General features: G+C 72.7%; 26 protein-coding genes. 16 read left to right on the top strand and 10 right to left on the bottom strand.

Going from position 1 to position 24,627, the window contains the following annotated elements:
• Positions 1–132: 132 nt before the first annotated feature.
• Together QIT00_RS11720 and QIT00_RS11715 are read right to left on the bottom strand one after the other, a co-directional pair.
• The gene (locus QIT00_RS11720) at positions 133–1,260 is read right to left on the bottom strand and encodes a YncE family protein (protein WP_282535116.1); all 1,128 of its coding nucleotides are present in this window, start codon (positions 1,258–1,260) and stop codon (positions 133–135) included.
• Positions 1,257–1,862, bottom strand: coding sequence for an ankyrin repeat domain-containing protein (locus tag QIT00_RS11715; protein WP_282535115.1), 606 nt, complete (start codon positions 1,860–1,862; stop codon positions 1,257–1,259). Before QIT00_RS11715 ends, QIT00_RS11720 begins: the two co-directional genes overlap by 4 nt.
• A gap of 694 nt (positions 1,863–2,556) precedes the next feature.
• Between QIT00_RS11715 and QIT00_RS11710 the strand changes: the two genes are divergently transcribed.
• The 8 genes from QIT00_RS11710 (at position 2,557) to QIT00_RS11675 (ending at position 8,055) form a co-directional block, all read left to right on the top strand.
• The gene (locus QIT00_RS11710) at positions 2,557–3,321 is read left to right on the top strand and encodes a GNAT family N-acetyltransferase (protein WP_282535163.1); all 765 of its coding nucleotides are present in this window, start codon (positions 2,557–2,559) and stop codon (positions 3,319–3,321) included.
• A 55-nt stretch (positions 3,322–3,376) separates the two neighbouring features.
• Entirely contained in the window at positions 3,377–3,778 is a 402-nt protein-coding gene (locus tag QIT00_RS11705) for a VOC family protein (protein ID WP_282535114.1), read from the top strand.
• Positions 3,775–4,254 (top strand): GNAT family N-acetyltransferase, encoded by a 480-nt coding sequence (locus QIT00_RS11700; RefSeq protein ID WP_282535113.1) that lies wholly within the window; start codon positions 3,775–3,777, stop codon positions 4,252–4,254. Before QIT00_RS11705 ends, QIT00_RS11700 begins: the two co-directional genes overlap by 4 nt.
• Positions 4,255–4,518: 264 nt before the next feature.
• Positions 4,519–4,701 carry a hypothetical protein gene (locus QIT00_RS11695; protein WP_282535112.1) on the top strand — a complete coding sequence of 61 codons (183 nt, stop codon included), beginning with the start codon at positions 4,519–4,521 and terminating at the stop codon, positions 4,699–4,701.
• A gap of 128 nt (positions 4,702–4,829) precedes the next feature.
• Entirely contained in the window at positions 4,830–5,942 is a 1,113-nt protein-coding gene (locus tag QIT00_RS11690) for an LLM class flavin-dependent oxidoreductase (protein ID WP_282535162.1), read from the top strand.
• On the top strand, positions 5,939–6,550 hold the full coding sequence (locus tag QIT00_RS11685; RefSeq protein ID WP_282535111.1) for a CE1759 family FMN reductase: 612 nt from the start codon (positions 5,939–5,941) through the stop codon (positions 6,548–6,550). The genes QIT00_RS11690 and QIT00_RS11685 overlap by 4 nt, the downstream gene beginning before the upstream one ends.
• Positions 6,551–6,583: 33 nt before the next feature.
• A complete protein-coding gene (locus QIT00_RS11680) occupies positions 6,584–7,006 on the top strand; it encodes a tetratricopeptide repeat protein (RefSeq protein ID WP_282535110.1) in 423 nt (140 codons plus the stop codon).
• A gap of 509 nt (positions 7,007–7,515) precedes the next feature.
• Positions 7,516–8,055: a hypothetical protein gene (locus QIT00_RS11675; RefSeq protein WP_282535109.1), complete on the top strand. Its 540-nt coding sequence runs from the start codon at positions 7,516–7,518 to the stop codon at positions 8,053–8,055.
• Positions 8,056–8,059: 4 nt separating this feature from the next.
• Here QIT00_RS11675 and QIT00_RS11670 read toward each other — a convergent pair whose 3' ends face one another.
• Complete coding sequence (locus QIT00_RS11670; protein ID WP_282535108.1) at positions 8,060–8,212, bottom strand: hypothetical protein; 153 nt, start codon at positions 8,210–8,212, stop codon at positions 8,060–8,062.
• Positions 8,213–8,352: 140 nt separating this feature from the next.
• Between QIT00_RS11670 and QIT00_RS11665 the strand changes: the two genes are divergently transcribed.
• Complete coding sequence (locus QIT00_RS11665) at positions 8,353–9,207, top strand: NAD(P)H-binding protein (RefSeq protein WP_349017175.1); 855 nt, start codon at positions 8,353–8,355, stop codon at positions 9,205–9,207.
• Between the two features lie 76 nt (positions 9,208–9,283).
• Here QIT00_RS11665 and QIT00_RS11660 read toward each other — a convergent pair whose 3' ends face one another.
• The gene (locus QIT00_RS11660; protein ID WP_282535107.1) at positions 9,284–10,528 is read right to left on the bottom strand and encodes a cytochrome P450; all 1,245 of its coding nucleotides are present in this window, start codon (positions 10,526–10,528) and stop codon (positions 9,284–9,286) included.
• 451 nt (positions 10,529–10,979) lie between these two features.
• Here QIT00_RS11660 and QIT00_RS11655 point away from each other — a divergent pair, with 451 nt between their 5' ends.
• From QIT00_RS11655 to QIT00_RS11640, 4 genes are all read left to right on the top strand, one after another.
• Positions 10,980–11,306 carry a plasmid stabilization protein gene (locus QIT00_RS11655; RefSeq protein WP_282535106.1) on the top strand — a complete coding sequence of 109 codons (327 nt, stop codon included), beginning with the start codon at positions 10,980–10,982 and terminating at the stop codon, positions 11,304–11,306.
• Positions 11,307–11,390: 84 nt separating this feature from the next.
• The gene (locus QIT00_RS11650) at positions 11,391–11,579 is read left to right on the top strand and encodes a hypothetical protein (protein ID WP_282535105.1); all 189 of its coding nucleotides are present in this window, start codon (positions 11,391–11,393) and stop codon (positions 11,577–11,579) included.
• 100 nt (positions 11,580–11,679) lie between these two features.
• Positions 11,680–11,985: a hypothetical protein gene (locus QIT00_RS11645; RefSeq protein WP_282535104.1), complete on the top strand. Its 306-nt coding sequence runs from the start codon at positions 11,680–11,682 to the stop codon at positions 11,983–11,985.
• A gap of 428 nt (positions 11,986–12,413) precedes the next feature.
• Positions 12,414–14,183 (top strand): ATP-binding cassette domain-containing protein, encoded by a 1,770-nt coding sequence (locus QIT00_RS11640; protein WP_282535160.1) that lies wholly within the window; start codon positions 12,414–12,416, stop codon positions 14,181–14,183.
• Between the two features lie 41 nt (positions 14,184–14,224).
• Here the strand turns inward: QIT00_RS11640 and QIT00_RS11635 are convergent, their stop codons facing one another.
• Entirely contained in the window at positions 14,225–14,758 is a 534-nt protein-coding gene (locus QIT00_RS11635) for a hypothetical protein (RefSeq protein WP_282535103.1), read from the bottom strand.
• Between the two features lie 49 nt (positions 14,759–14,807).
• On the opposite strand from QIT00_RS11635, the gene QIT00_RS11630 reads away from it, so the two are divergent.
• Positions 14,808–15,278 (top strand): SRPBCC family protein, encoded by a 471-nt coding sequence (locus tag QIT00_RS11630; RefSeq protein WP_282535102.1) that lies wholly within the window; start codon positions 14,808–14,810, stop codon positions 15,276–15,278.
• 69 nt (positions 15,279–15,347) lie between these two features.
• Here the strand turns inward: QIT00_RS11630 and QIT00_RS11625 are convergent, their stop codons facing one another.
• Positions 15,348–18,161, bottom strand: a complete 2,814-nt coding sequence (locus QIT00_RS11625) for a SpoIIE family protein phosphatase (RefSeq protein WP_282535101.1) — start codon at positions 18,159–18,161, stop codon at positions 15,348–15,350.
• A 194-nt stretch (positions 18,162–18,355) separates the two neighbouring features.
• On the opposite strand from QIT00_RS11625, the gene QIT00_RS11620 reads away from it, so the two are divergent.
• On the top strand, positions 18,356–19,153 hold the full coding sequence (locus QIT00_RS11620; protein WP_282535100.1) for an enoyl-CoA hydratase/isomerase family protein: 798 nt from the start codon (positions 18,356–18,358) through the stop codon (positions 19,151–19,153).
• Positions 19,154–19,207: 54 nt separating this feature from the next.
• On the opposite strand, the gene QIT00_RS11615 is transcribed toward QIT00_RS11620, so the two are convergent.
• The 4 genes from QIT00_RS11615 to QIT00_RS11600 form a co-directional block, all read right to left on the bottom strand.
• A complete protein-coding gene (locus tag QIT00_RS11615) occupies positions 19,208–19,822 on the bottom strand; it encodes a TetR/AcrR family transcriptional regulator (protein WP_282535099.1) in 615 nt (204 codons plus the stop codon).
• A gap of 104 nt (positions 19,823–19,926) precedes the next feature.
• The gene (locus QIT00_RS11610; RefSeq protein ID WP_282535098.1) at positions 19,927–21,108 is read right to left on the bottom strand and encodes a M20 family metallopeptidase; all 1,182 of its coding nucleotides are present in this window, start codon (positions 21,106–21,108) and stop codon (positions 19,927–19,929) included.
• Between the two features lie 221 nt (positions 21,109–21,329).
• Positions 21,330–22,487, bottom strand: coding sequence for an acyl-CoA dehydrogenase family protein (locus QIT00_RS11605; RefSeq protein ID WP_282535097.1), 1,158 nt, complete (start codon positions 22,485–22,487; stop codon positions 21,330–21,332).
• Positions 22,488–22,618: 131 nt separating this feature from the next.
• A complete protein-coding gene (locus tag QIT00_RS11600; protein WP_282535096.1) occupies positions 22,619–23,659 on the bottom strand; it encodes an MBL fold metallo-hydrolase in 1,041 nt (346 codons plus the stop codon).
• A 147-nt stretch (positions 23,660–23,806) separates the two neighbouring features.
• Between QIT00_RS11600 and QIT00_RS11595 the strand changes: the two genes are divergently transcribed.
• Complete coding sequence (locus QIT00_RS11595; RefSeq protein ID WP_282535095.1) at positions 23,807–24,568, top strand: 3-hydroxyacyl-CoA dehydrogenase; 762 nt, start codon at positions 23,807–23,809, stop codon at positions 24,566–24,568.
• Positions 24,569–24,627: the final 59 nt, after the last annotated feature.

Genomic DNA, 24,627 nt, shown 5'->3' with positions numbered 1-24,627 from the left:
CAGCATAGGCAAGTGACGACTTGCCTATCAACTCGGACGCCCACGCCCGCTCCATACGCCGCTCACAACACGCTCCGTACGCCGCTCACAGCACACTCCGTACGCCACCTCACAGCACGCTCCGTACGCCGCTCACAGCACGGCGATGCCCAACGGCCGCTCCCCCGCCGTGAGCCGGGACGTCTTTCCGCTCGGCACGTCGACGATCGTGATGCCGTGCCAGTACCCGTCGCGCGTGAAGCCGCCGCTGACGTAAGCCGTGCGGCCGTCCCGGGAGACGGCGACGTCCTCGTGCGGTCCGTCCAGCGGGACCACCCGCTCCTCGCCGTCCTTCGTACGGATCGTGAGCGACGGGTCCTCGTCGGACGAGCCGATGGGGCCGGTGCCGACGACGAAGAGAGTGCCGTCCTCGGTGATCGTGGCCCCGTGCTGATGCGTGTTCGCGGTCATCGGCTCGATGCGGGACGCGCCGGTCCGCGGGTCGACCACGACCAGCCTCTCGCCCTCGAACGGGAAGAGCAGCTTCCCGTCGGAGGGCCGTACCACCGCGTAGTGCGGCTTCAGCCAGGAGCCGAGGCCGCCCTCGGTCCCGTACGGGGCGACCTCGATACGGCGCGGCTCGCCCTCGCCGTCGGCGCACACCACGGTCACGTCGAAGGAGTCGTGATCGGTGGCGTACACCTCGCGGCCGTCCCGCGAGACGTCCACGTCGAAGGGGCGTCGGCCCACCGGCGCGGTGTCGGTCACCTCGCGGGTCCGGGTGTCGATGGTCTCCAACACCCCGTTCCCGCCCGGCACGTTGACGCCCACGTACACCTGCTCGCCGTCCGGCGCGAGCGCGATGCCCATGCCGCCACCGCGGTACTCGCCCGTCGCGGATGGCCCGGAGTCCGTCTCGTACGGGATGACCGCCAGGCGCTCGCGCTTGCGGGTGTCGACGACGGCGACGCCCTCGGCGGTCGCGACCCAGGCCCTGCCGTCCTCGCCGACGACGAGGCCGTACGGGGCGGTGCCGACCTGGACCGTGTCGATCGGGCCCTTCTCCGGGTCCACGAACGTCACGGTCTCGCCGCCGAAGTCGGCCACGAGCAGGGTGCCTTCGGGGGTGCGCCCGTCGGGTTCGGCTCCGGGGGCGACCGGCGCGGGCGCGTCGCCCTCGCCCGGTCCCGCGGCCTGCGTGGGGCCGCATCCGGCGAGCAGGGTGACGGCCGCGGCCGCGACGGCGAGGCCGGTACGGCGCGGGCGCCGCGCGCGGCTCATCGGACGGCCCGCAGGAGTCCGGCGATGCGGTCGAAGCCGCGCCGTTCGGCGTGCTCCAGGGCGGTGACGCCGTCGCCGTCCGGGAGGCCCGGAGTGGCGCCCGCGGTGATCAGCAGCTCGACGATCTCCTCGTGCTCCCGTCCGCCGTCGCCGAGGATCACGGCCTCCAACAGGGCGGTCCAGCCGAGGTGGTTGACGTGGTCGACGTCGATGTCCGTCTCGCGCAGCAGGGCTCGTACGTAGTCGACGTGGCCGCGTTCGGCGGCGGGGATCAGGGCGATGCCGCCGAAGCGGTTGCGCAGGGTCAGGTTGGCGCCGGCCGGGAGCAGCAGCCGCATCATGGCGACGCTGCCGGTGACTCCGGTGACCAGCCACGGGCTGTCGTCGCGGGCGTCCCGCGCGTTCGGGTCGGCACCCGCGGCGACCAGCTCGCGGGCCGCACCGAGGTGGTCGGCGCTCGCGGCGAGCAGCAGGGCGGTGCGGCCCTGGGCGTCGCGCGCCTCCAGCTGCGCTCCGGCGGCGAGCGCGGCCCGTACGCCTTCGGGGTCGCCCTGAGCGGCGGCGCTCAGCAGGGCGCGGTCTTGTGCGGTCGTTCTGGTCACGGTCGTCCCACGCTCCTCGGTCCTGTCTGCGGTGTCCATCCTGGGGGTGCGGGGGGCCTGGGGTGGTCGGCGTACCGGGTGCGGGGTGCGGGCGGGATGGGGGACGCGGGGGTCGGCCGATCGGTGGATGCGGGGGTTCGGCGCCGCGTGCTTCTCCCCTCCCCGCCCCTTCCCGAAACCGGGGCTACGCCCCGGACCCGGTTTTTAGGGGCGCGGGGAACTGCGCGACCAGCCACGACGGAGCTGCACCCGAACTACGGCCAGGAAAGCGGGGCCAGGGGCGCAGCCCCCGGAAGCCGTCCGCCAGGACTTTCGGGAAGGGGCGGGGAGGGGAAGGGAGACGTCCACCAGCACCCCCTCGATCGTCGCCCGGATCTCCCGCATGACGGCCACGATCCGCCCCTCCTGCCCCCCCCGTGAGCGGGCGATCGCCACCTCCCGGAGAAGCCGCTGCGGATCGCCATCGCTCTGGCGGGCCTGGGACTAGCGGCTTCCCTCTGGTACCGGGCGTAGGGGCGCCGGGGCTCCTCCCCGGCGGCGATCGGCCTGGATCGGCCTGGATCGGCCTGGATCGGCCTGGATCGGCCTGGATCGGCCTGGATCGGCCCAAATCCTAGTGCGGCCCGCACCCGGAACTGCTGGGATCAGGGCTATGAGCACCCCTCTCCTCGACGAACCCGATGTGACGGACCGGATGGAACGGAACCTGGCCGAACACGCCTGTCATCTGCATCGGCACATGACCGGTGCGAGCGTCACCGAGAGCGGTGACCTGCTGATCGCCGACAGCGGCCTGGACGACGACACCTTCAACATCGTCGCCTCGGCACGGTTCACGCCCGCCACCGCCGCGGCACGGATCGCCGAGACCACGCGGGCGGTGGCGCGCACCGGCCGCCGGTTCTCCTGGTGGGTGGGGCCCGCCTCGGCCCCGACGGACCTCACCGCCCGTCTGACGGCCGCCGGTCTGCCCGCGTCCGAGCACGAGACGGCCATGTGGGCCGAGCTCGACGACACCCTGCCGCCGCCCACCGCCCGAGGGCTGGACATCCGGGCGGTGACCACACCCGAGCAGCTCGCCGACTACGCCACCGTGCTCGCCGCGAACTGGACCCCGCCCGCCGACACCGTCCGCACCTTCTTCACCCGGGCCGCCCCGCAGGCCCTCGCCGCGCGCTGCCCGGCCACCTACCTGGTCGGCTACGTGGACGGCCGTCCCGTCTGCTCAGCCGAAGTGCTCTCACACGCGGGCGTGGCCGGCATCTACAACATCTGCACCCTGGCCTCCCACCGCCGACGCGGCCACGGCACGGCCATCACGCTCGCCTCCCTCCAGACGGCCCGCGACCAGGACCATCCCCTCGCGGTCCTGCAGGCGTCCACCGATGGCGAACCCGTCTACCGCCGCCTCGGTTTCCGCTCCTGCGGGCGCTTCACCGAACACGCCCTCACCCCCTGAACTCCCGGTATTACCCGGGCAGTTCGGCAGTCGACTGCACTAGGGTTGCCCGACCATGTCCGATCTTCTCGGAATCAATCACCTGACACTGGCGACCGACGACCTCGACCGGCTCGTCACGTACTACACGGGGCTCCTCGGGGCCGCACTCGCCTTCGAGCGTGCGGCCACCCCGTCCGGCCCCCGGATCGCCGCTCTCGACGTCGGCGGGAACGACCACCTGATGGTCGTCGAGACACCCGCCGCCGCCACGACCGGGCCCGATCCCCTGGGCGGGGCGGGCTGGGGACTGCGCGTCGGGACGTACGCCCAGCTGTGCGAGGTGCGCGAGCGCCTCCTGGCGGCCGGCCGGCCCGTCGGCGAGATCGAGACGCTGCCCGCGCAGTGGACGATGACCGCGCGCGACCCCGACGGCCGCCCCGTCGACGTACGGGCCCATCGCCCCCGCGGCGCATGAGGGTCGGACTCGGGCGGGAGCCGGACCTGTCCGGCCTGCTCGCCCTGGCCGCCCAGGTGGAGCACTGGTTCGGGCCGATGGTCGACGAGCCCGGCTTCCACCGCGCCCTGACCGAGCACCTCCGCCGGTCCACCGCGCTCGTCGCCGTCGCCGACGACGGCCGGGAGATCGTCGGCGGACTGCTCTTCGGCCCCGACTCCCCCACGTACCACGTCGATTGGCTCGTGGTCTCGGCGCGTGTGCGGGGGCAGGGAGTCGGTTCGGCGCTGCTGGCCGACGCGCTGCGCAGGTTCGTACGGGAGCCGGGGACCGTCGACGTGGTCACGTTCGGCGCCGACCACCCGGGGGCCGTCGCCAGTGGTGCGCGGGTCTTCTACGAGCGGCTCGGCTTCGTCCCCGGGGAGGCCGCCGCTCCCGGTCCCGAGGGCGGATCGCGGCAGGTCTACCGCCGGGCCGTCACTCCCGCCCCGACCTGACGGCGCGGCCGAGCCACACCCCCGGAGCCCCTTCTCCCAGATCACGCCACGCCCTACGTCCGCCCGGTGTCCGTCGGCCACAGGGCGGCGGACACCGGTGCCGGACCGTGGACCTCGACGCCGTCGCCGTGCCGCAGCACCAGTCGTCGAGGTCGGCGGCGGCCTCGTGCGGCGCGGGGTCGGTGTACGTACGCCACCATGCGTCCGCGCACGCCCCCGCGCCGCCGAGGCGTTCGTACCGCTCGGCCGCCGTCACGTACCGGCGTGCCGCGTTACAGGACCCGGGCCGCCTCGGCCAGGGTCGCGCCCGTGCACGGTTCGGCGGCGGTCGAGGCGTTGGCTGAGCTGGCCGCCGAGCGCGCTGAGCACCTGCGGCGGGCGGCCGGGGCGGAACCGTACGAGCACCTGCGGCGGGCCGTCGGGGCGGAACCGTCCGACTCGACCTGACAAAGCCGCTGACCTGGGGTTTTCCCCAGCGCCCCGACTCAGGGAATATCTCCGCGGCCTGATACGCTGAGCGCACTAGTTGAATCATCAACTATTAGCCGATGCCGACCCACACGGAGGTGGCTCCCATGCAGTTCGGGATCTTCACTGTCGGAGACGTCACGCAGGACCCGACCACGGGACGCACGCCGACCGAGCGCGAGCGGATCAAGGCCATGATCGCCATCGCGCTGAAGGCCGAGGAGGTCGGCCTCGACGTCTTCGCGACGGGCGAGCACCACAACCCGCCGTTCGTGCCGTCGTCACCGACCACGATGCTCGGGTACGTCGCGGCGCGGACCGAGAGGCTGATCCTCTCCACCTCCACCACCCTCATCACCACCAACGACCCCGTGAAGATCGCGGAGGATTTCGCGATGCTCCAGCACATCGCGGACGGGCGCGTGGACCTGATGATGGGGCGCGGCAACACCGGCCCGGTCTATCCGTGGTTCGGCAAGGACATCCGGCAGGGCATCCCGCTCGCCATCGAGAACTACGCGCTCCTGCGCCGCCTGTGGCGCGAGGAGACGGTGGACTGGGAGGGCAGGTTCCGCACACCGCTGCAGGGCTTCACGTCCACGCCGCGCCCCCTGGACGACGTACCGCCGTTCGTCTGGCACGGCTCCATCCGCTCGCCGGAGATCGCGGAGCAGGCCGCGTACTACGGTGACGGCTTCTTCCACAACAACATCTTCTGGCCGGCCGACCACACCAAGAAGATGATCGAGCTGTACCGCACGCGGTACGCGCACCACGGCCACGGCACCCCCGAGCAGGCCGTCGTCGGCCTCGGCGGTCAGGCGTTCATCGCTAAGAACTCCCAGGACGCGGTACGGGAGTTCCGCCCGTACTTCGACAACGCGCCCGTGTACGGGCACGGGCCGAGCCTGGAGGACTTCACCCGGCAGACACCGCTGACCGTGGGCTCCCCGCAGCAGGTGATCGAACGGACCCTGTCCTTCCGTGAGTACGCGGGCGACTACCAGCGCCAGCTGTTCCTGATGGACCACGCGGGCCTGCCGCTCAAGACCGTCCTGGAGCAGATCGACCTGCTCGGCGAGGAGGTCGTGCCGGTTCTGCGCGAGGAGTTCGCCAAGCTGCGGCCCGCGGGCGTGCCCGACGCGCCGACCCACGCCTCGCTGCTCGCAGCCGGGAAGACCACCGAGGAATCCGCCGAAGAAGGAGTGACCGTCGCATGAAGCTGACCGTCGTATCGGCCGGGCTGAGTGTCCCGTCGTCGACCCGGCTGCTCGCGGACCGGCTCGCGGCGGCCGTGGGCGCGCAGGCCGCCGTGGACGTCGAGGTCGTCGAGGTCGTCGAGGTGCGGGAGCTCGCGCGGGAGATCGCGCAGAACTTCACCAGCGGCTTCCCCGGGAAGGCCCTGTCGGGCGCCTTCGACGCGGTGGCGTCGGCGGACGGCCTGATCGTGGTCACGCCGGTGTTCTCCGCCTCGTACAGCGGGCTGTTCAAGTCGTTCTTCGACCTGCTCGACCAGGACGCCATCAGCGGGAAGCCGGTGCTGCTCGCCGCGACCGGCGGCAGCGCCCGGCACTCGCTCGTCCTGGAGCACGCGCTGCGCCCGCTGTTCGCGTATCTGCGGGCCATGACCGTGCCGACCGCGGTGTACGCCGCCTCCGAGGACTGGGGCGCGGCGGGCCTCGACGGCCGGATCGAGCGGGCCGCGGGCGAGCTGGCCGGGCTCATGACGGGCGGCGCCGTGCACCACGCGCCGCGCGCGGGCGGTACGGGAGACGACTTCCAGGTGGTGCCGTTCGAGGAGCAACTCGCCGCGCTCCAGGCCGAGTAGCCCGCACGCGGCGACGTACAGGAAGGAACAGCCATGACCGACAGGTTCGGCAGCGTGCGACCCGACGGGCGGGCGACCGAGGACCGCTGGGCCGGTGCGCTGCACCTCTTCGACGACGGGCCCGAACGGGCCGCCGGCCGCGAGGAGTCGACCGTGGAGCGCTGGGAGCGCGCCGGGCTGCTCTTCGAGGAGAAGCGGTACGCGGCGGCGGCGCGGCTGCTCGTCGAGGTGGTCGAGGAGTTCCCCGAGCACACGGCCGCCCGGATGCTCCTCGCCCGCGCGTACTACCACTCGGCGCAACTGGGCCGCGCGGAGGCCGCGTTGCGCCTGGTGATCGAACGGGACCCGGTCGACGCGTACGCCCATCTGCTGCTCGGCCGCACCCTGGAGCGGCAGAGCCGCAAGGAGGAGGCCGAGCCGTGGCTGCGGATGGCGGGGGCGTTCGCGGCGGAGTAGCCCGGCGCGTACGATCCGTGGGGCCGCGGGCGGTCGTCCATCGGGTGGACTGGTCCGGTCCGGCAGCTTCAGGTCGGTGCAGCCGTGGGGCCGCGAACTTCAGGAGCAGCGGCCGGAGTTGGGCTCCCGTCAGATAGCGGCGGCCGCCGTCCAGGCCGCGACCTGGCGCGTCGTCGTGTGCGGTACTCAAGCGAACCCCCGGTGGACCCGTATGACGAAGTGATCGTCCCGCACCCTGGACGGGCCGACTTCGCGACCGCCCACCGGGACCCGTCGTGCCGCCGCATGAGGCCGTGGGTCCGTCCTCTGCACGCCGGTCCTCCACACGCCCGTCCTCTGCACGCCCGTCCCCCACCCACCCGTCGAATGACACTTCCGCAAGTCCTGCCGGCGGCGGCACGGCGCGCGTAGTCTGCCGAGGACACCGCTCGACGGCCACCGGCCCGCAACTCCCGGGAGCCACCGGCCGGTCGACCCGACTGCTTCCACGAGCCTTCGAGGCGTACGACATGAGCACCCTCCGCGAGCGGCTGCACCGGCGCTTCCGTACCGTACGTGCCGCACACGCCCCGGCGTGCGGCACCGTGCACTTCCGCCTCACCACGACCGCCGGCGCCCCGGCAGGGCCCCGCGTGCTCACGTTCCTCGACGCCGACGAACGGACCGTGGGACAGCTCGACCACCAGACGTGCGCGGTCTGCGCGGCCGTGTTCGTCGCCAACATCGCCGTCGCCACGCACTGGCAGGGGCGCGGCGTCGGGCGCGAGGCCCTCACCCTCGTCGCCGACCGGGCACCCGGCTACCACTGGTCCACGTCGCGGCAGTCCGCCCAGGGGCGCGGGTTCTTCGCCGCGCTCTCCGAGGAGACGGGCATCGAGTTCGTCGAGCGCGGGAAGCGGTGCCCGCACATGAGCGGGACCTTGGGGAGCGGGACCTCCGGGATCTCCGGGATCTCCGGGATCTCCGGGATCTCCGGGATCTCCGGGGCCTCCGGGGCCTCCGGGAACGGGGCTGCTGGTTCCGAGCCCGTCGGGTCCTGGCTCACCTGAGCAGTCAGATCGTGATCGCGGTTCCGGGCATCGGCGGCACGCTCGCCGCCGCCTTGCGGCTGGACGGTGGCACGGCTCGGGACGGCGAGGACGTGGCGGCCGCGCGGGAGAGCCTGGACGAGCTGTGGCAGGCGCTGTGGCACGTGCGCCACGTCATGCGGGTCGGCCTGGGGATCACGAGGGCCGACCAGAGCTCCCAGCCGCCGCTGGTCGTACGCCGTCGGACGGAGGGCGGTTGGTTCTCTGTGCCGAGGCGTGGGCCCGCGACGGCTCCCTACCGTACGGAGTCCGTACCGCATGCGTACCGATGGAGGAGTCCTCGTGATCGTGGTGACCGGCGCCACCGGGAATGTCGGCCGTGCCCTTGTCGAGCGACTGGCGGGCGCGGGCCTGCCCGTGCGGGGGGTGAGCCGGAGTCCGGAGCGGGCCGCGCTGCCCGCGGGGGTGGAGGTGACGCGGCTCGACGCCGACGGGCTGTTCGAGGGCGCGTCGAAGCTGTTCCTGCATCTGCAGGGCGCGGCCGGCGAGCGGATTCCCCGGCTCCTGGAGCGGGCGGCGGACAGCGGCGTCCGGCACGTCGTCATGTTGTCCTCCGGCATCGTCGGCGCGGACAAGGAGGACGTGGCGCACCCCATCCACGTATGGCACGCGCAGGCCGAACAGGCCGTTCGTGACAGCAGGTTGGCGTGGACGTTCCTGCGGCCCAACGCCTTCGCCGCGAACGCCTTCAACTGGGCCGGGCAGATCCGGGCGGGCGACTCCGTGCGGGCGCCGTTCGCCGGTGCGCTCACCGCGCCGATCCACGAGGACGACATCGCGGCGGTCGCGGAGCGCGCCCTCCTCGACGGGGGCCACGAGGGCGCCGCACACCGTCTCACCGGGCCGGCGGCGACGACGAACCAGGAGCAGGTCGAGGCCATCGGGCGCGCCCTGGGCCGGGAGTTGACGTTCGTCGAGGTCTCCGCGGACGAGGCGGTGGAGACGCTGTATCCGGACATGCCGCGGGACATGGTGCGGGCGGTGCTCAAGTCGACGGAGGAGTCGGGACATTCGGCGCCCGAGGTCACCACGGCCGTGGAGCGGATCACGGGCCGCCCGGCACGCACGTTCGCGGCGTGGGCGCGGGACCATCGGGAGGACTTCCGGGCATGACGTCCGGGCATGACGTCCGGGCATGACTCTGGGAATGGCTTCCGCCGCATGAGTCCCCGGAGAGGACCAGGCGTCCTTACCGCACATGTGCCATGACGAATCCGCTGCGCGGCCGCGTCGGCATCCTGCGCAGGGGGATGCGGAGGTCCTGGGCCGGTACGTCGTAGTCGAGGCGGGCGAGGCGGGGCAGCAGCGCGGCGAGCACGGCCACCGTGATGTCCTCACCGGGACAGCGGTGTCCCGTGGCCGCCTCGCCGCCGCCCTGCGGGACCAGCTCGTCGCGGGCGGGTTCGCGGCCGGTGAACCGTTCGGGGTCGAACGTGTAGGGAGATTCCCAGAGTTGGGGGTCGTGGTTCTGGCCGTAGAGGTCGAGGAGGACGAGCGCGCCCTCGGGGACGGGCTCGCCGTGCCACTCGACGCGGCTCGGCGCGACACCGGCGACGAAGGGCGCGAAGGGGTAGAAGCGGCGCACCTCGTGGGCGAAGGCGCGGCCGTACCCGTCACGGTCGCGGGCCAGCGGCTCACGCAGCTCGGGGTGCCGGTGCAGGGCATGGGCGCCGAAGGCGGTGTACCAGGCAATCGCGGCCGTGGGGCGGATGACGTTCAGGATCTCCACGGCCGCGGTACGCGCGTCCAGCGGTGCGCCGTCGGCGTCCCGGTGGGCGGCGACCGCCCGTACGACCTCGTGGGACGAGGTGACGGCCGGGTCCTGTTCGGCCAAAGCCCTGCGGCGCAGTTCGTCGACGAGCGTGGCGAGGCGTTCCTCCTGGCGGCCGCGGGCCCGCCTGGCCCGCCAGTGCCGGAGGCCTGGCGTGGCGAATCCGTCGACCATGGCGGCCAGATCGCGCGCCAACTCCCGTACGTCCCGCTCCGGTTGGTCGGCGAGCGGAGCGCCAGCCCAGGTGCAGACGGCTCGGGTGAGGAGCAGGCCCGCCTCGTCGAAGAGGTTGACGCGGAATCGGGCGCGCCATTCGCCGAGCGCGCGCTCCCACTCGACGGTCACGTGCTCGGTCAGGTCCTTGACGGCGGCCCGGTCCTTGAGCAGGCCGACGAAGAGTTCCTTGCGCGTGCGGTGTTCGGGGCCGTCGAGGGTGTGCACGGCGCCCTTGCCGAAGAGGGTGCTCAGGACGGGTTCGGGCAGTGCGGTACGGCGGCGTACATGGTCCTCGTCGTAGAAGAACCGCACCGCCTCCGGTCCGCGCAGGGCGACGGCCGGCCTGCCGAGCAGCCGGGTGCGGACGGGGCCCGGTGCCTGACGGCGTGTGAGGTCGGGGAGCCAGGCGTAGCCGTGGCGGAGCAGGGCGGGCGACTCGTCGAACATGGGGGACCTTTCCGGCAGCGGGGTCCGGGCGGCCGTGTGAAACCGGAGTCGCCAGCTCCGACGCCCTGCCCGGGTGAGTAGGCCTTCCGGTAGTACGGCCTTCCGGCAGTACGGCCTTCCGGCAGTACGGCCTTCCGGTCGCGCCTCGCCCCTCCACCGTAGGCAGCGCCACCGCGGGCCGTCGTGCGCACGCCTGTGACCTGCGGTTCTGCCATGCGTTTGCTGCGTTGGACACAGAAGCGCACAGTGGGATGCGAACCCGGGAACAGCAGAACTACGGCACGCCTCAGCCGCAGGCGGAATCCGTGCGCCTCCGTACGCGTCCGCGTCGGCTCAGCCCGGTTCGCCCCGCCTGCGCGGGGTACCCGGCGCGGCGGAGGAGACCCGTACGGCGGGGGAGGCTCCGTCGCAGCCCCGCCGGGCAGTCTCATCAGGAGGTCAGGAGGACGGCATGCCCGCAGGTTCGAGCGCGAGACGCGAGCGACAGTACGAGCACATCAAGGAGAACGCCAAGGAACACGGAGTCTCGGAGAAGCGGGCCGAGGAGATCGCCGCCCGCACCGTGAACAAGGAGCGGGCCCGCTCCGGCGAGTCCCGTACGGCGAGCCGGACCTCGACCAAGGACCCCAAGTCCGCCCCGGAGCGCGGCGGACAGCGCTCGCACTCCGGCGCGCAGGGGCCGACGAAGGACCAGCTCTACGCCGAGGCCCAGAAGAAGAACATCGAGGGCCGCTCCTCGATGAACAAGCAGGAACTCAAGCGCGCGCTCGGGCGCTGACCCCCGTCGCCTCGGGGCGCCCCGCCGTACGCGCGGGAACGAAGCAGAGCGCGCGGGAACGAAGCAGAGGGAGTCGGAAGCACCATGGGTAACCAGATGGACGTCGTCCGGGCGAAGCTCGCCCGGATCAAGGCCGCGAAGAAGCACACCGACGGTGTCGCGCTCCACCGCGAGGAGCTGAAGGAGCAGGGACGCCGGGAGTCCGAGGCCGCGCGGCAGGCGGAGGCGGCGGCGAAGGCCGCGAAGGCCGGCCGCCGGGACAAGAGCCACTGACCGCAGCCGCCCGAGCACCGCACCGTGAGGCCCGGCCCACGTACGGTCCGGGCCGAGCAGCCCGGGCGCACGTACAGCCCGTGCCCTGAAGGGAGTTCTCATGCCCGTCGACCGGGAGCCCGCGCAGACCTCGGCGCGCGAGCCCGACGCCGTACCGCACGACCCGCAGGACCAGCAGGCCGCACCGGACGACAACGAGACCGACAAGACTGACAAGACAGACAAGACCGGCCACGAGAACGCCGACCACTGGGACGTCCCGACGCCGGACGGCGACCCGGAGGACGAGGACTCGGAGGCTTCGCACGACGACGTGCCGGACACCGACGAGGCGGGCACCGGCCGCAGGGGTGAACAGCAGCAGCAGCTCTCGAACCACCCGGAGCCGCAGGAACCGTCCGGCTGAGCGCAAGAACCGTCCGGCTGAGGGGGTGCACATCGCCCCGAACCTCATCCGTCACACCAGCCTCAGCCCTCCGCGATTCGGCCACCTCGGGCCGCCCCTCGCCCGCGCCAGTGCGGCGACCGTCCGTTCGAACCCTTGCCGTTCAAGGGCTCTCACGCGTCCGGAATCGAGCGCGTTCGATTCCGTACCGGCGTCGTTGTTCCGGGCACTGCCGAACCATCCAGGTGCGGCATGCGACCCAGGAGCTGCCCGTGACCTCGACCCCCACCAGGACCGACGACCCCGCCGACGACCCCACCGACGAATCCCCCGACGAATCCGCCGACGGCTCCCGAGCAACGAGAACCCCTCCCCCGCCCGCCCCGGCGACCATCGAGTTCCAGGCGCAGCACGGGAAGAACCCGCTGGCCGACGCCTCGTTCGGGGCGATGTGCCGGCGGCTGCCCGCCGTGCTCGCGCACACCGCCCGGATGGCCTGGGCGGTCGACCGGGCGGGGGTCGCGCTGCTGCTCGCCTGCCAGATCGTGACCGGCGCGGCGGCCGCCGTGGTCCTCGCGTCCACCGCGCGGGTCATGACGCATCTGCTCGGCGCCGGGGCCGTGTCCGAACGCCTGCACGGCGCCCTGCCCGCCCTGGTCGTGGTGACCGCCGCCGCGGCCGCCGGGCGGATCAGCAGTGCCCTGTCCTCGTACGCCAACGGCCGCATCACGCCGCTCCTGACCACCGAGGCGGACATCGCCCTGGTGGAGGCGGTCTGCCGGGTCGAGGCCTCCGCGTACGGGGAGGACGGGTTCGCCGACCGGCAGGAGGCCGCCGAGGTGGGCATCACGCGCACCCGCCTGATGGTGCAGGACGCGCAGCGGTTCCTGGCCGCCCTCGTCCGGATGGTCGCCGCGAGCAGTGTGATCACCGCGCTGCACTGGCTGATGCTGCCGTTGCTGCTCCTTGCCGTGCTGCCCGCGGGGGTCGGCGCGGTCCTTTCGGCGCGGGTCGACTACGAGACGCACTACCTCAACGTCGGTGACCGCAACGTCCGTTCGATGATGCGCTGGTGGGCGACCGCGTCCCAGTTCGGCGACGAGGTGCGGGCCAACGGCATGACCGGATACCTCACGTACTGGTACCGCGCCCTGTCCACCCGTATCGACCGGCGTACGCTCGTTGCCGCGCCGCGGATGCTGCGGATCACGCTGGCGACGAGCGCCCTGGGCGGGGTGTTCCTGCTCGGCACCTGGGCGGCTCTCGCCTGGCTGGCGACGAGCGGGCGGGTCGCGCTGCCCGTGGCCGCGACGGCGGTGGTCGCGGTGCAGACGACGCTCGCCGCGCTCGGCCAGTTCGTGATCCACGGCGCCGCGATGTTCCACACCTCGCTGTATCTCGCGGACATGCGCGCCTTCCTGGACATGGCCGAGGAGCGGGCGCCGCAGCGGGGTACGGCGACCGTCCCGGAGCGCGTCGACGAGATCCGGCTCGACGAGGTCGTCTACCAGTACCCGGGCAAGGACGAGCCGGCCGTCGACGGGGTGTCCCTCACGCTGCGGCGCGGCGAGATCCTCGCGATCGTCGGCGAGAACGGCTCCGGGAAGTCCACCCTGGCCAAGCTGCTCACGGGCATCCTGCTGCCGGACAAGGGCCGGGTCCGCTGGGACGGCACGGATCTGGCCGATGTGTCCGCCGAGGCCGTGTGGCGGCGGACGGCGCTCGTCCCGCAGATCTTCGCCCGCTGGCCGTTGCGGGTACGGGAGAACATCACGCTCGGCCAGCCGAAGACGTTCGACGACGCGTTGGTGTGGGAGACCGTGGACGCGGTCGGCATGCGCGAGCCGGTGGAGCGCCTGCCCCGGCAGCTCGACACGCTGCTCGCCAAGGAGCTGTGGGGCGGCGCCGAGCTCTCGGGAGGCCAGTGGCAGCGCCTCGCCTGCGCCCGCGCGCTGTACCGCCGTACGCCGCTGCTGATCCTGGACGAGCCCACCTCGCAGATGGACCCGCGCGGCGAGCACCGGATCTTCCTGCAGATCAAGCGGATCGCGGCCGAGCGCGCCACGGTCGTCGTCACGCACCAGCTGGAGAACACCCGGCTCGCCGACCGTGTGGTGATGATGCGGGACGGCCGCGTCACCGAGCAGGGCACGTACGACGAACTGGTCGCCGCGGGTGGGGTGTTCGCGGAGCTGGTCGCACTGGCCAAGGACAGATGAGGGGCACCTCCGGCACATCCGGCACATCCGGCACATCCGCCTCAACTGCGCGTCTGTGACGCCCTGTTGAGGAGAAGGCGGACGAACCCGGCGGCCAGGACAGCGAGGGAGGCCACGAGAAGTGCGGCGCAGAGCACGACCGCCGGGTTGACCCAGCCGGGCACGAGGTCGTAGTCGGCGTTGCAGGCGTTGCGCAGCGGGAACAGCTGGTTCATCTCGTCCATGTGCCGGGCGCGGTACGCGGAGTCGTAGTGCTGCTGCTGCGTGACGCAGGCCTCGCCCACGTCGAGGGCGCCGGAGAACGCGCCGACGCTCCAGGAGACGAGCAGCCCGAGGAACGCCGCCGGTGCCGTCGCCACGGCGAAGCTCAGCCGGGCCCGGCGCGTCCGCCCTTCCCGGAGGGCGGACGCGCCCCGCCGCACGGCGGACACGACGAGCACCCCACCGCCGGTCAGCACGCCCGCGCACACCGCGAACACCCAGCCGAACGCGAACACGGCGAAGCCGGCCATCGCCGCGAGACTGCCGAGGTAGAGCCAGCGTTCGGGTTGCGGCGGGGTGGTGCTGTCGGGCATCCGCGGTCCTTCGTACGTTCGGGCGGGAACGTACCCATAATGCAGGACCATGACCAGAACTGACCGTGTCGGCCGCTGGATCGACGCTCCGCGGGAATCCGTCTACCACGCCCTCGTGGACCGCGGCGCCCTGGAGACGTGGCTGCCGCCCGAGGGGATGAGCGGCCGGATCGAGCACTGGGATCCGCGTCCCGGCGGCGGTTTCCGGATGGTGCTCACCTACCTCGACGCGAGCGGTGGCCCCGGGAGGCCCCCCGGCAAGACCACAGCGGCGACGGACGTGGCGGACATCGCGTTCGTCGATCTGGCGCCACCCGAACGCGTCGTGCAGCGCGTGGAGTTCACGTCCGACGACCCGTCGTATGCGGGCACCATGACGATGACGTGGGAGTGCGTGGAGGCAGCGGGCGGCACGGAGGTGACGGTCACCGCGACGGAAGTGCCGCCGGGGATCGAGCGGGCCGACCACGAGGCGGGGATCGCGTCGTCGCTGGCCCAACTGGCCCGGTTCGTGGGCTAGTCGGGCGCGCCCGATCGCCGTACGGACCGATGGGTCGCTCCCCTCGGAACCCCGAGTCAGAACCCCGAGTCAGAACCCCGAGTCGTCCCCCCACTGGTCGAGCAGGCTCTCCTCCGAGTCCGTCGCCGCGGCGTGGTTCGCGTGGTGGAGGGACTGTTCGGTCCAGATGACCTTGCCGCGGCCGGTGTAGCGGGTGCCCCAGCGGTGGGCGAAGCGGGCGACGAGGAACAGGCCGCGGCCGCCCTCGTCGGTGCTCTTGGCGCGGCGCAGGTGCGGTGAGGTGCTGGAGCCGTCGGCGACTTCGCAGATCAGGCTGCCCAGGTCGTGCAGGAGGCGCAGCCTGATCGGTTCGCTGCCGTAGCGGATGGCGTTGGTGACGAGTTCGCTGACGATCAGTTCGGTGGCGAACGCGGCCTCGTCCAGGTCCCAGTCCGCGAGCTTGCGGGTGGCGTCGGCGCGGACGCGGGAGACGGCCGCGGGGTCGTCGGGTACGTCCCACTCGGCGACGCGTTCCGGTGGGATCCGGCGCGTACGGGCCACGAGGAGGGCGACGTCGTCGGCGGGCTGCTCGGGCAGGACGGTGTCGAGGACGACCTGGCAGACCTCGTCCGGGCTGCGGTCCACGGTCTCGGCCAGGGCGCCCCGCAGCAGGTCGAAGCCGATCTCCAGGTCGCGGCGGCGGTCCTCGATCAGGCCGTCGGTGTAGAGGGCGAGGGTGCTGCCCTCGGCGAGCTGGAGTTCGGCGGTCTCGACGGGCATGCCGGCGCCGAGGCCGAGCGGTGGGGAGACCGGTACGTCGGGGAACTCCGACCGGCCGTCGGGGTGGACGACGACGGGGCCCGGGTGTCCGGCGCGGGCGAGGGTGCAGCGTCCGCTGACCGGGTCGTAGATCGCGTAGAGGCAGGTGGCGCCGAGCATCATGCCGGCGCCGACGCCCTCGAGGTCGGTCTCGTCGGCGTCGATGCGGGCGGCCAACTCGTCGAGGTGGCCGAGTACTTCGTCCGGCGCGCGGTCCAGGGCGGAGAAGTTGTGCACCGCGGTACGGAGCCGGCCCATGGTCGCGGCGGCGTGCAGTCCGTGGCCGACGACGTCGCCGACGACGAGCGCGACGCGGGCGCCGGGCAGCGGGATCACGTCGAACCAGTCACCCCCGACCCCGGCCTCGGCGGGCAGATAGCGGTGGGCGACCTCCAGCGCGGACTGCTCGGGCAGGGCGTGCGGAAGCAGGCTGCGCTGCAGCGTGACGGCGACGGTGTGCTCGCGGGCGTACCGGCGGGCGTTGTCGATGGACACGGCGGCGCGGGCGGAGAGCTCCTCGGCGAAGGACACGTCGTCCGGCGTGAAGGGATCCTGCTCGGAGCGCCAGAAGTTGGCCGAGCCGAGGACGACTCCGCGGGCCCGCAGCGGCACCGAGATCAGGGAGTGGATGCCGTGGTCCAGGACGCGCCGCGCCCGCTCCGGGTCCTGGGCGCGCCAGCCGTCGGTCGCGGCGAGGTCGGCGGCGAGCACGCCGTGCCCTGTCGCGAGCCCCTGCGACATGGGGCTGCCGGGCACGAAGCGGATGGACTCACCGGCCGGGTACAGCGGCGGGTCGTCCTGGATGCCGCGCACGGCGATCCGGCGCATGGCGGCGTCGGTGTCGTCCGGTTCGTCGCCGCGGATCACGGCGTCGAGCAGCTCGACGGTGGCGAAGTCCGCGAACCGGGGTACGGCGACCTCGGTCAACTCCTCGGCGGTACGGGCCACATCGAGGGTCGTGCCGATGCCCACCCCGGCGTCGTAGAGGAGTTGGAGGCGTTCCCGGGCGAGTTCGGCGCGGCCGGCGAGGGCGCGCAGCTCGGTGGAGTCGCGCAGCGTGGCGACGCTTCCGGCCGGGCCGCCGTGGCGGCCGACGGGCCGGACGTTGACGGCGAGGAGCCGGTCGCCGACGCGGTGCACGGCGTCGGTGGCGGACTCTCCCGAGGTGAGGAGCCGGGCGGTGGCGGGCGGCAGGCCCAGGTCGGTGATCCGGCGGCGTTCCGCGTCGGCGGGGAGGTCGAGGAGGCGGCGGGCCTCGTCGTTGGCGAGGAGCAGCCGGCCGTCGGCGCGGACGATCAGGACGCCCTCGCGGACGGAGTGCAGGACCGCGTCGTGGTGCTCGTACATGCGCGTCATCTCGACGGGTCCGAGCCCGTGCGTCTGGCGCTTGAGGCGCCGGCTGACCAGGGCCGAGCCGCCTCCCGCCACGATGAGGGCGGCGCCCGCGGTGCCGAGCAGCGCGGGCAGGCGGGCCGCCACGTCCCGGTTGACGTGCTTGACGGTGACGGAGGTGGACACGATCCCGGCGACCGAGCCGTCCGCCCGCAGGACGGGCACCACCGACTGGACGACGTCCGTCTCTCCCCCGGGCATGATCGGGCCCTCGGCGTTCTCGACGGTGGTGCGTCCTTCGAGCGAGGGCTCGATGGTGCCGATGAACGGTTTGCCGATCTGCTCGGGGTCGGGGTGCGTGAGGCGGATGCCGTCGGTGTCGGTCACCACCACCGCGTCGAGCCCGGAGCGTTCACGGGCCGTCTCGGCGCGGGGCTGCAGGACCGCCGTGGGGTCGGGGCTCTCCAGGGCCGCCACCAGGCCGGGGCCGTTGGCGAACGCCTCACCGGAGACGAGCACCTCGTCCCGGGCCTGGTCGGTGGCCTGGTTCCGGACCTGGACGACGATGACGAGCAGCGTGGCGACGACGAGGATCACGACGATCGCGAGCTGCAGCAGGAAGACCTGACTGGCGACGCTTCGTGCGTTCAGCAGGCGCCGGCGCCACCCCGATGCCCGTACCGGCGGCTCGTTCTGTCCCCGGGGCCGGGACGGCGGACTCGACCCCCGGCGCGCGGATCCGTGCATAGCCATGTTTCCCAGTCTTCCCGACCCCGGTGGTGATTGACGTGTGGACGACCCCGGTGGCGGGCCGCCTGCCCCGTTGCGCTGCCTCGTTCACGCTGGTGCGGGGTGTCGGCTGTGCGGGTCCGTCCTGCCCGTTGACCTCCTTAACGACTGTTCGATAACTTGCGAGCGTTTCTGCCGCGTGGGGAAGGGTGGGGGTCGTGCCGGACGAGCCCGTTCTGTTGACCGAACGCACCGAAGGCGTCCTGACGCTGACCTTGAACCGCCCGCGGCGGAAGAACGCCCTGGACCCCGCGCTGTGGTCCGCCCTCGGGGAGGCACTGGCCGACGCGGGCACGGATCCGGAGGTACGGGCGGTCGTACTGACCGGCGCGGGCGGCGATTTCTGCGCCGGGGCCGACCTGTCCGCCCGGGCCGGGGAGAGTGCGCCGCCGCATCCCCTGCACCGGATGAGGAAGATCAACGACATCGCGCTGCTGCTGCACGAGCTGCCCAAGCCGACGGTCGCGAAGGTGGACGGGGTGGCGGTCGGGGCCGGGTGGAATCTGGCGCTCGGCTGCGATCTGGTGGTGGCGACGCCCCGGGCCCGGTTCTCGCAGATCTTCGCGCGCCGCGGCCTCTCCCTCGACTTCGGCGGGTCCTGGCAGCTGCCCCGGCTCGTCGGGCTCCAGCAGGCCAAACGTCTGGCACTGCTCGCCGAGATGATCGACGCGGCTCAGGCCGAGCGGCTCGGCCTGGTCACGTGGCTGGTGGCGGCCGAGGAGCTGGACGCGTTCGTGGCGGATCTGGGGCGCCGGCTCGCCGCGGGGCCGCCGGTCGCCCAGGCCCAGAACAAGGCCCTGCTCAACGAGGGCGTCGACCGCACGCTGCGCGACGCCCTCACGAACGAGGCGCGCGCCCAGACCGTCAACTTCGCCACGGAGGACGCCCCGGCCGCCCTGGCGGCGTTCAACGAGAAGCGGGAGCCGGAGTTCACCGGCGAGTGGGCCGTGAAGTGATCACGTCGGCGGACCTGCGCAACTCTCCGCTTACGAAGGGTTCTTGATCGTACGTCAGGAGGAGGACTTCGCGGGGCGTGAGCGGCGGGCCGCCGGGCGGTACTCGACCAGGACCAGGGCCAGTTCCACGTACCGCTCGGCGAGGTCGTCCACGCTCTCCTCGCCGCTCTCGCGGTACCACTGGGCGACGGCGTTGCACATGGCGATGACGCCGCGGCGGGCGTCCTGGGGGTGCGGGGTGCGGAAGACGCCCTGGTCCACGCCGTCCTCGATGATCTCCTTGAACATCCGCGTGCCGTCGAACTGCCGGCCCCGGAACTCCTCCAGCTGCTCCTCGGACATGCTGCGCCACTCGGCGAGCGTCAGACTGCTCTCAAGGCGGTACTCCGCGCGATAGCGCACGGTGGCCCGCACCACCGCGGCGAGCTGCTCCCCCGGGTCGTCGCCCGCGGACTCCAACTCCTTGCGGCAGGAGTCGAAGTAGGCCTGGCCACTGCCGTTCACGAGGGCGTGCAGCAGGTCCTGTTTGCCGGTGTAGTAGTGGTACATCGCCGAGAGGCTCACGCCGGCCCGGCGGGCGATGTCGCGGATGGACACGGCGGCGTAGCCGCGCTCCCCGAACTCCTCCCGGGCGGCGTCCAGGATGGCCTGGCGGCCTGTTCCTCGCACCGGTGTCCTCCTCATGTCCCGGATCCGGTCACCAGGCATCCTAGCCGCCTGAACGATCGTTCCATCAACGTCGGCTCCCTGTCGTCGGACGCCGGGACGCGCGCTCAGGCCCGGCGGGCGGCCAGAGCGCGGGCCCGCCAGTCCGGGTCGGCCGCGAGGTCGAGGCCCGTCCACGCCATCGCGAGGGCCCCGGTCAGGGCGGCCTCGTCGGCGGCGGGGCTCGCGGCGTCGACCGCGAACTGCCGGGTGTGCGGGGTGCCCTGGGCGCCGTCGATGCCGATCCCGGGGTGGATGGCGGGCAGGGCCTGGGCGACGTTGCCCATGTCGGTGGAGGCGCCCAAACCGCGCGGGACCGGGCCCGGCTCGGGCACGTCACGGCCGGCGGCCCGCAGGTTGCGCGCGTACGCCTGCATCAGGGCGGGGTCGTGCCGCAGCTCCACGTAGTCGGGCTGGGTGGGGCGTACGTCGAGGGTGGTGCCGGTGGCGAGGGCGGCGCCGCGAAAGCAGTCGAGGACGCGTTCGCGGAGGGTCTGCAGCTCCTCGCCGGTGGGGGTGCGCACCTCGTACTCCAGGACCGTGCGCTCCGGGATGATGTTGGTCCGCTCGCCGCCGTTGCGCACGATCCCGGCGACGCGGTGGCCGTCGCGGAGCTGCTGGCGGAGCTGGCCGATCGCGACCTGGGCGACGACGGCCGCGTCGGCGGCGTTGAGCCCGGCCTCCGGCGCGGACGCGGCGTGCGCGGCACGGCCGGTGAAGGTGGCCTCGAAGCGGCCGACGGCGGTGCTGGAGCCGCGCGGGTCCACGGCGTCCCCGGGCTCGGGGTGGACCATCATCGCCACGGTGACGTCGTCGAAGGCGCCGCGCTCCAGCATCAGCACCTTGCCGCCGCCCTCCTCCTCGGCCGGGGTGCCGAGGAGTTTCACGCGGAACCCCAGCTCGTCCGCGACGGCCGTGAGCGCGATCGCGGCACCTACGCCCGCCGCGCAGATCACGTTGTGCCCGCAGGCGTGGCCGAGCTCCGGCAGCGCGTCGTACTCCGCGCACACGCCGATGGTCAGATCGCCGGTGCCGTACGTGGCGGTGAGCGCGGTCGGCAGCTCGCAGGCGCCGCGCCGCACGGTGAACCCGGCCTCTTCGAGGAGCGCGGCGACGCGCTCGGCCGCGCGGGTCTCCTCGAAGGCGGTCTCCGGGTCGTCGTGCAGCGCGTGGCTGAGCTCGACGAGCCGGTCCTTGTACGCGTCGATCCTGGCGGCGACGCGGTCGCGCGGGGCGGGGGCGGCGGGCATGAGGGTCCTCCACTCGGGGCGGGGCACGCCGCACGGGGGCGGGGGTGCGCATCGGGAAACGGCGGGCCGGGGCGCCGGAGGGGATCCTCGGGCCCCCTCGGCGCTTCCCCAGGTGTACCCGCTCACCGCCCGAATCGCCAACGTACGGCCTGGTCAGACCGTATGGAGCTCTCCTCAGGCGTCGGACCTACGCCTGTCGGACGTACGCAAGAGGGCGCCCCTCAGAGGCCGAGGGACTTGGCGATGATGGTCTTCATGACCTCGCTGGTCCCGCCGTAGATGCGCGAGACCCGGGTGTCGGCGTAGAGCCGGGCGATCGGGTACTCGGTGATGTACCCGTAACCCCCGTGCAGCTGAAGGCACTTGTCGATGACCCGGCCCGCCGTCTCCGTACAGAACAGCTTGGCCTTGGCCGCGTCGGCGACGGTCAGCCCGCACTCGTCGTGCAGCTCCAGGGCGCGGTCCGCCATGAGCTGGGCGGCCGTGACCTCGGTGGCGCACTCGGCGAGCACGAACTTGGTGTTCTGGAAGTGCGCGACGGGCTTGCCGAAGACGGTGCGCTCGCGCACGTAGTCGGTCGCGAAGCGCAGCGCGGCGGCGGCGGTCGCGGCCCCGCCGAGCGCGATGGTCAGGCGCTCCTGCGGCAGGTTGTGCGAGAGGTACGAGAAGCCCGCGCCCTCCTCGCCGAGCAGGTTCCGGGCGGGCACCTTGACGTCGGTGAAGGACAGTTCGGCGGTGTCGGAGGCCTTGAGCCCGATCTTCTGCAGCTTCCGCCCGACCGCGAACCCCTCGCTGCGGGACTCCACACAGAGGATGGACAGGCCCGCCCTGCGGTTCTCCGGGTCGTACGGGGCGGTGCGGGCGACCACGAGCACGAGGTCGGCGAGGACGCCGCCGGTGATGAACGTCTTGGCGCCGTTCAGGACGTAGTGCGTGCCGTCCGGCGAGAGTTCGGCCCTGGTCCGGATGTTGGCGAGGTCGGAGCCGGTGCCGGGTTCGGTCATGGCGATCGCGGTCATGAGCGCGCCGCTCGCGAACCCGGGCAGCCACCGCTGCTTCTGCTCCTCGTTCGCGTACGCCATGAGGTACGGCAGGATCAGATTGGTGTGCACCGAGTAGTTGCCGAAGGACACCCCGGCGCGGGTGGTCTCCTCGGTGGCGACGGCCGCGAACTTGAAGCTGGTCTGCCCGGCGCCGCCGAACTCCTCGGGCACCTGGACGCCGAGCACACCGAGGTCGCCCAGCTTGCGGTAAAAGTCCCTCGGCGGATGCCCCTGCTCCTCCCACTCGTGGTGGACGGGCACGACCTCCTTCGCGATGAAGTCCCGCAGGGTCGCGCGGAACGCCTCGTGATCCTCGTCGAACACCGAACGGCGCACGGCAGCCTCTTCTCGAGCGTGGTCAGTCACCGAGTCGAACGATCGTTAAGGTAGCTCTGCCGTACGTGACGTGTCCACGGGCGGGCAGGGCGTGCGCCAACCTGGAGACGCGGGCGTCGAGTGGCACGCGCTCAGGGCGCGTGCCCCGCGACATGCCAGCGTGTCGGTTCCTCGTCGCTCGCGGTGATCTCCCGCCTGGTCCGCAGGAGGGTGAGATGGGCCAGGGTCTCGCCCAGGGCGAAGCGGCGCTGCTGGATGCCGAACTGCCCCCAGGGGCGGGACCATTCGAGCTCGGCGGCGAGTTCCCAGGCGGTGGCGCCCGGGGCCTCGCGTACGGCCGCGTACGTCTCCGCGAGGCGTTCGGTGTGGTGCCGGGCCATCTGGACGAGCCGCTGGTCCAGGCGGCGGAAGCGGTACTCGTGGGCGGGCAGGACCTCCTCCACCTCGTACCGTTCGAGCCGGTCGAGGGAGGCCAGGAAGTCCGCGAGCGGGTCGCCGACCGTCCGCGCGTACACGCCTACGGCCGGGGTGATGCGGGGCAGCACATGGTCCCCGGAGAACAGCAGGCGGCGGCCCGGCTCGTGGAAGCAGGAGTGGCCGGGGCTGTGGCCGGGGGTCCAGAGGACGGTCAGGTCCAGGCCGGGCAGCCTGACGCGCTCCTCGTCCCGCAGCAGCACATCGGGCTCGGGCGCGCCGAAGAGCAGGTCGACGTTCAGGGCGTCCACGGTGCCGGCGGCCTCGGGTGCGGGCATGCCGTGGCGGGTGAGGTGGTGCAGCAGGTCGGTGCGCCACACCTCGCGGGCGCCCAACGGGGCGGCGTCCAGGGCGTGCAGGGCGACGTACGCGCCGGAGGCCTCGCGGACCCGGCCGGCCAGGCCCAGGTGGTCGGCGTGGTTGTGGGTGACGAGGACGGCCTTGACGTGCTCGACGGAGGTGCCCATCCGGGCGAGACCGTCGCAGAGGGCCCGCCAGGAGGTCTCGGCGGGCCAGCCGGCGTCGACGAGGACGACGCCGTCGCCGGACTCCAGGGCGTACACCAGGACGTAGCGCAGCGGGTTGTCCGGGATCGGGACGGGGATGGACCAGAGCCCGTCGCGGACCCGCTCGACCGGCGGAAGGACGCGGTCCTGCCAGGCCTGCCACTGCGTGGTGCCGGTGATCTCGAGTGTCACGGTCGTCCTTTCCGTACGTGCCGTCCGGCCGCCGTCGACGTCCGATCCGGCGTCGCCGTCCGGTCCGTTGACACCCTCTGGGGCCTGTGGTTGCCTGAGGACGACATTTGCTGAACGATCGTTAAGTTAACAGATGTGGGGAAGCCCATGCGTACCGATGGTGTTTCGGCATTGGTCACCGGTGGCGCCTCCGGCCTCGGTCTGGCCACCGCGCGCGAGCTCCTGGCGTCCGGCGCCCGCGTGGTCCTCTTCGACCTGCCGAGCTCCGAAGGCCGGTCCGTCGCGAAGGAGTTGGGCGATCGGGCGGAGTTCGTCGCGGGGGACGTGACGGACGAGCGGGACGTGACGCGGGCCGTCGGCGCGGCGGTGGCGCAGGGCCCGCTGCGGGTGGTCGTCAACTGCGCGGGGATCGGCGGCTCGGCCCGTACTGTCGGCCGGGACGGCCCGTACCCGCTCGATCAGTTCACCAAGGTGGTCACGGTCAACCTGATCGGCACGTTCAACGTGATCCGCCTGGCCGCGGCGCGGATGGCCGACAACGAACCGCTGGACGGCGACCGCGGCGTCATCGTCAACACCGCCTCGATCGCGGCCTTCGACGGACAGATCGGGCAGGCCGCGTACTCGGCGTCCAAGGGCGGCATCGTCGGCATGACCCTGCCCATCGCGCGCGACCTGGCCGGCCGGCAGATCCGGGTGTCGACCGTGGCGCCCGGCATCTTCGACACCCCGCTGCTCGGCAAGGCCCCGCAGGAGGTGCGCGATTCGCTCGGCCGCCAGGTGCCGCACCCGCCGCGCCTCGGCACTCCGGACGAGTTCGCCTCCCTGGTCGGGCACATCGTGGCGAACCCGATGCTCAACGGCGAGGTCATCCGCCTGGACGGGGCGATCAGGATGGCGCCGAAGTGAGGACGCCGACGCTCAGGTCGTCACGCCCGTCCAACTCGTCGAGCGCGGCGGGCGACCGG

The sequence above is a fragment of the Streptomyces luteolus genome (genome assembly GCF_029968015.1).
Taxonomy (GTDB): Bacteria; Actinomycetota; Actinomycetes; order Streptomycetales; family Streptomycetaceae; genus Streptomyces; species Streptomyces luteolus.
Note: the sequence above shows the minus strand (reverse complement) of the source record. Positions and strands in the feature narration are given on the sequence as shown.

Excerpts from the sequence above, each read along its gene's own strand:
- QIT00_RS11645 (WP_282535104.1), top strand. The coding sequence starts at position 11,680 with ATGCCCGTCGACCGGGAGCCCGCGCAGACCTCGGCGCGCGAGCCCGAC.
- QIT00_RS11710 (WP_282535163.1), top strand. The coding sequence starts at position 2,557 with ATGGAACGGAACCTGGCCGAACACGCCTGTCATCTGCATCGGCACATG.
- QIT00_RS11675 (WP_282535109.1), top strand. The coding sequence starts at position 7,516 with ATGAGCACCCTCCGCGAGCGGCTGCACCGGCGCTTCCGTACCGTACGT.
- QIT00_RS11685 (WP_282535111.1), top strand. The coding sequence starts at position 5,939 with ATGAAGCTGACCGTCGTATCGGCCGGGCTGAGTGTCCCGTCGTCGACC.
- QIT00_RS11610 (WP_282535098.1), bottom strand. The coding sequence starts at position 21,108 with ATGCCCGCCGCCCCCGCCCCGCGCGACCGCGTCGCCGCCAGGATCGAC.
- QIT00_RS11630 (WP_282535102.1), top strand. The coding sequence starts at position 14,808 with ATGACCAGAACTGACCGTGTCGGCCGCTGGATCGACGCTCCGCGGGAA.
- QIT00_RS11655 (WP_282535106.1), top strand. The coding sequence starts at position 10,980 with ATGCCCGCAGGTTCGAGCGCGAGACGCGAGCGACAGTACGAGCACATC.
- QIT00_RS11660 (WP_282535107.1), bottom strand. The coding sequence starts at position 10,528 with ATGTTCGACGAGTCGCCCGCCCTGCTCCGCCACGGCTACGCCTGGCTC.
- QIT00_RS11720 (WP_282535116.1), bottom strand. The coding sequence starts at position 1,260 with ATGAGCCGCGCGCGGCGCCCGCGCCGTACCGGCCTCGCCGTCGCGGCC.
- QIT00_RS11650 (WP_282535105.1), top strand. The coding sequence starts at position 11,391 with ATGGGTAACCAGATGGACGTCGTCCGGGCGAAGCTCGCCCGGATCAAG.
- QIT00_RS11680 (WP_282535110.1), top strand. The coding sequence starts at position 6,584 with ATGACCGACAGGTTCGGCAGCGTGCGACCCGACGGGCGGGCGACCGAG.
- QIT00_RS11665 (WP_349017175.1), top strand. The coding sequence starts at position 8,353 with ATGCGTACCGATGGAGGAGTCCTCGTGATCGTGGTGACCGGCGCCACC.
- QIT00_RS11690 (WP_282535162.1), top strand. The coding sequence starts at position 4,830 with ATGCAGTTCGGGATCTTCACTGTCGGAGACGTCACGCAGGACCCGACC.
- QIT00_RS11595 (WP_282535095.1), top strand. The coding sequence starts at position 23,807 with ATGCGTACCGATGGTGTTTCGGCATTGGTCACCGGTGGCGCCTCCGGC.
- QIT00_RS11625 (WP_282535101.1), bottom strand. The coding sequence starts at position 18,161 with ATGGCTATGCACGGATCCGCGCGCCGGGGGTCGAGTCCGCCGTCCCGG.
- QIT00_RS11670 (WP_282535108.1), bottom strand. The coding sequence starts at position 8,212 with ATGACGTGGCGCACGTGCCACAGCGCCTGCCACAGCTCGTCCAGGCTC.
- QIT00_RS11635 (WP_282535103.1), bottom strand. The coding sequence starts at position 14,758 with ATGCCCGACAGCACCACCCCGCCGCAACCCGAACGCTGGCTCTACCTC.
- QIT00_RS11705 (WP_282535114.1), top strand. The coding sequence starts at position 3,377 with ATGTCCGATCTTCTCGGAATCAATCACCTGACACTGGCGACCGACGAC.
- QIT00_RS11640 (WP_282535160.1), top strand. The coding sequence starts at position 12,414 with ATGTGCCGGCGGCTGCCCGCCGTGCTCGCGCACACCGCCCGGATGGCC.
- QIT00_RS11700 (WP_282535113.1), top strand. The coding sequence starts at position 3,775 with ATGAGGGTCGGACTCGGGCGGGAGCCGGACCTGTCCGGCCTGCTCGCC.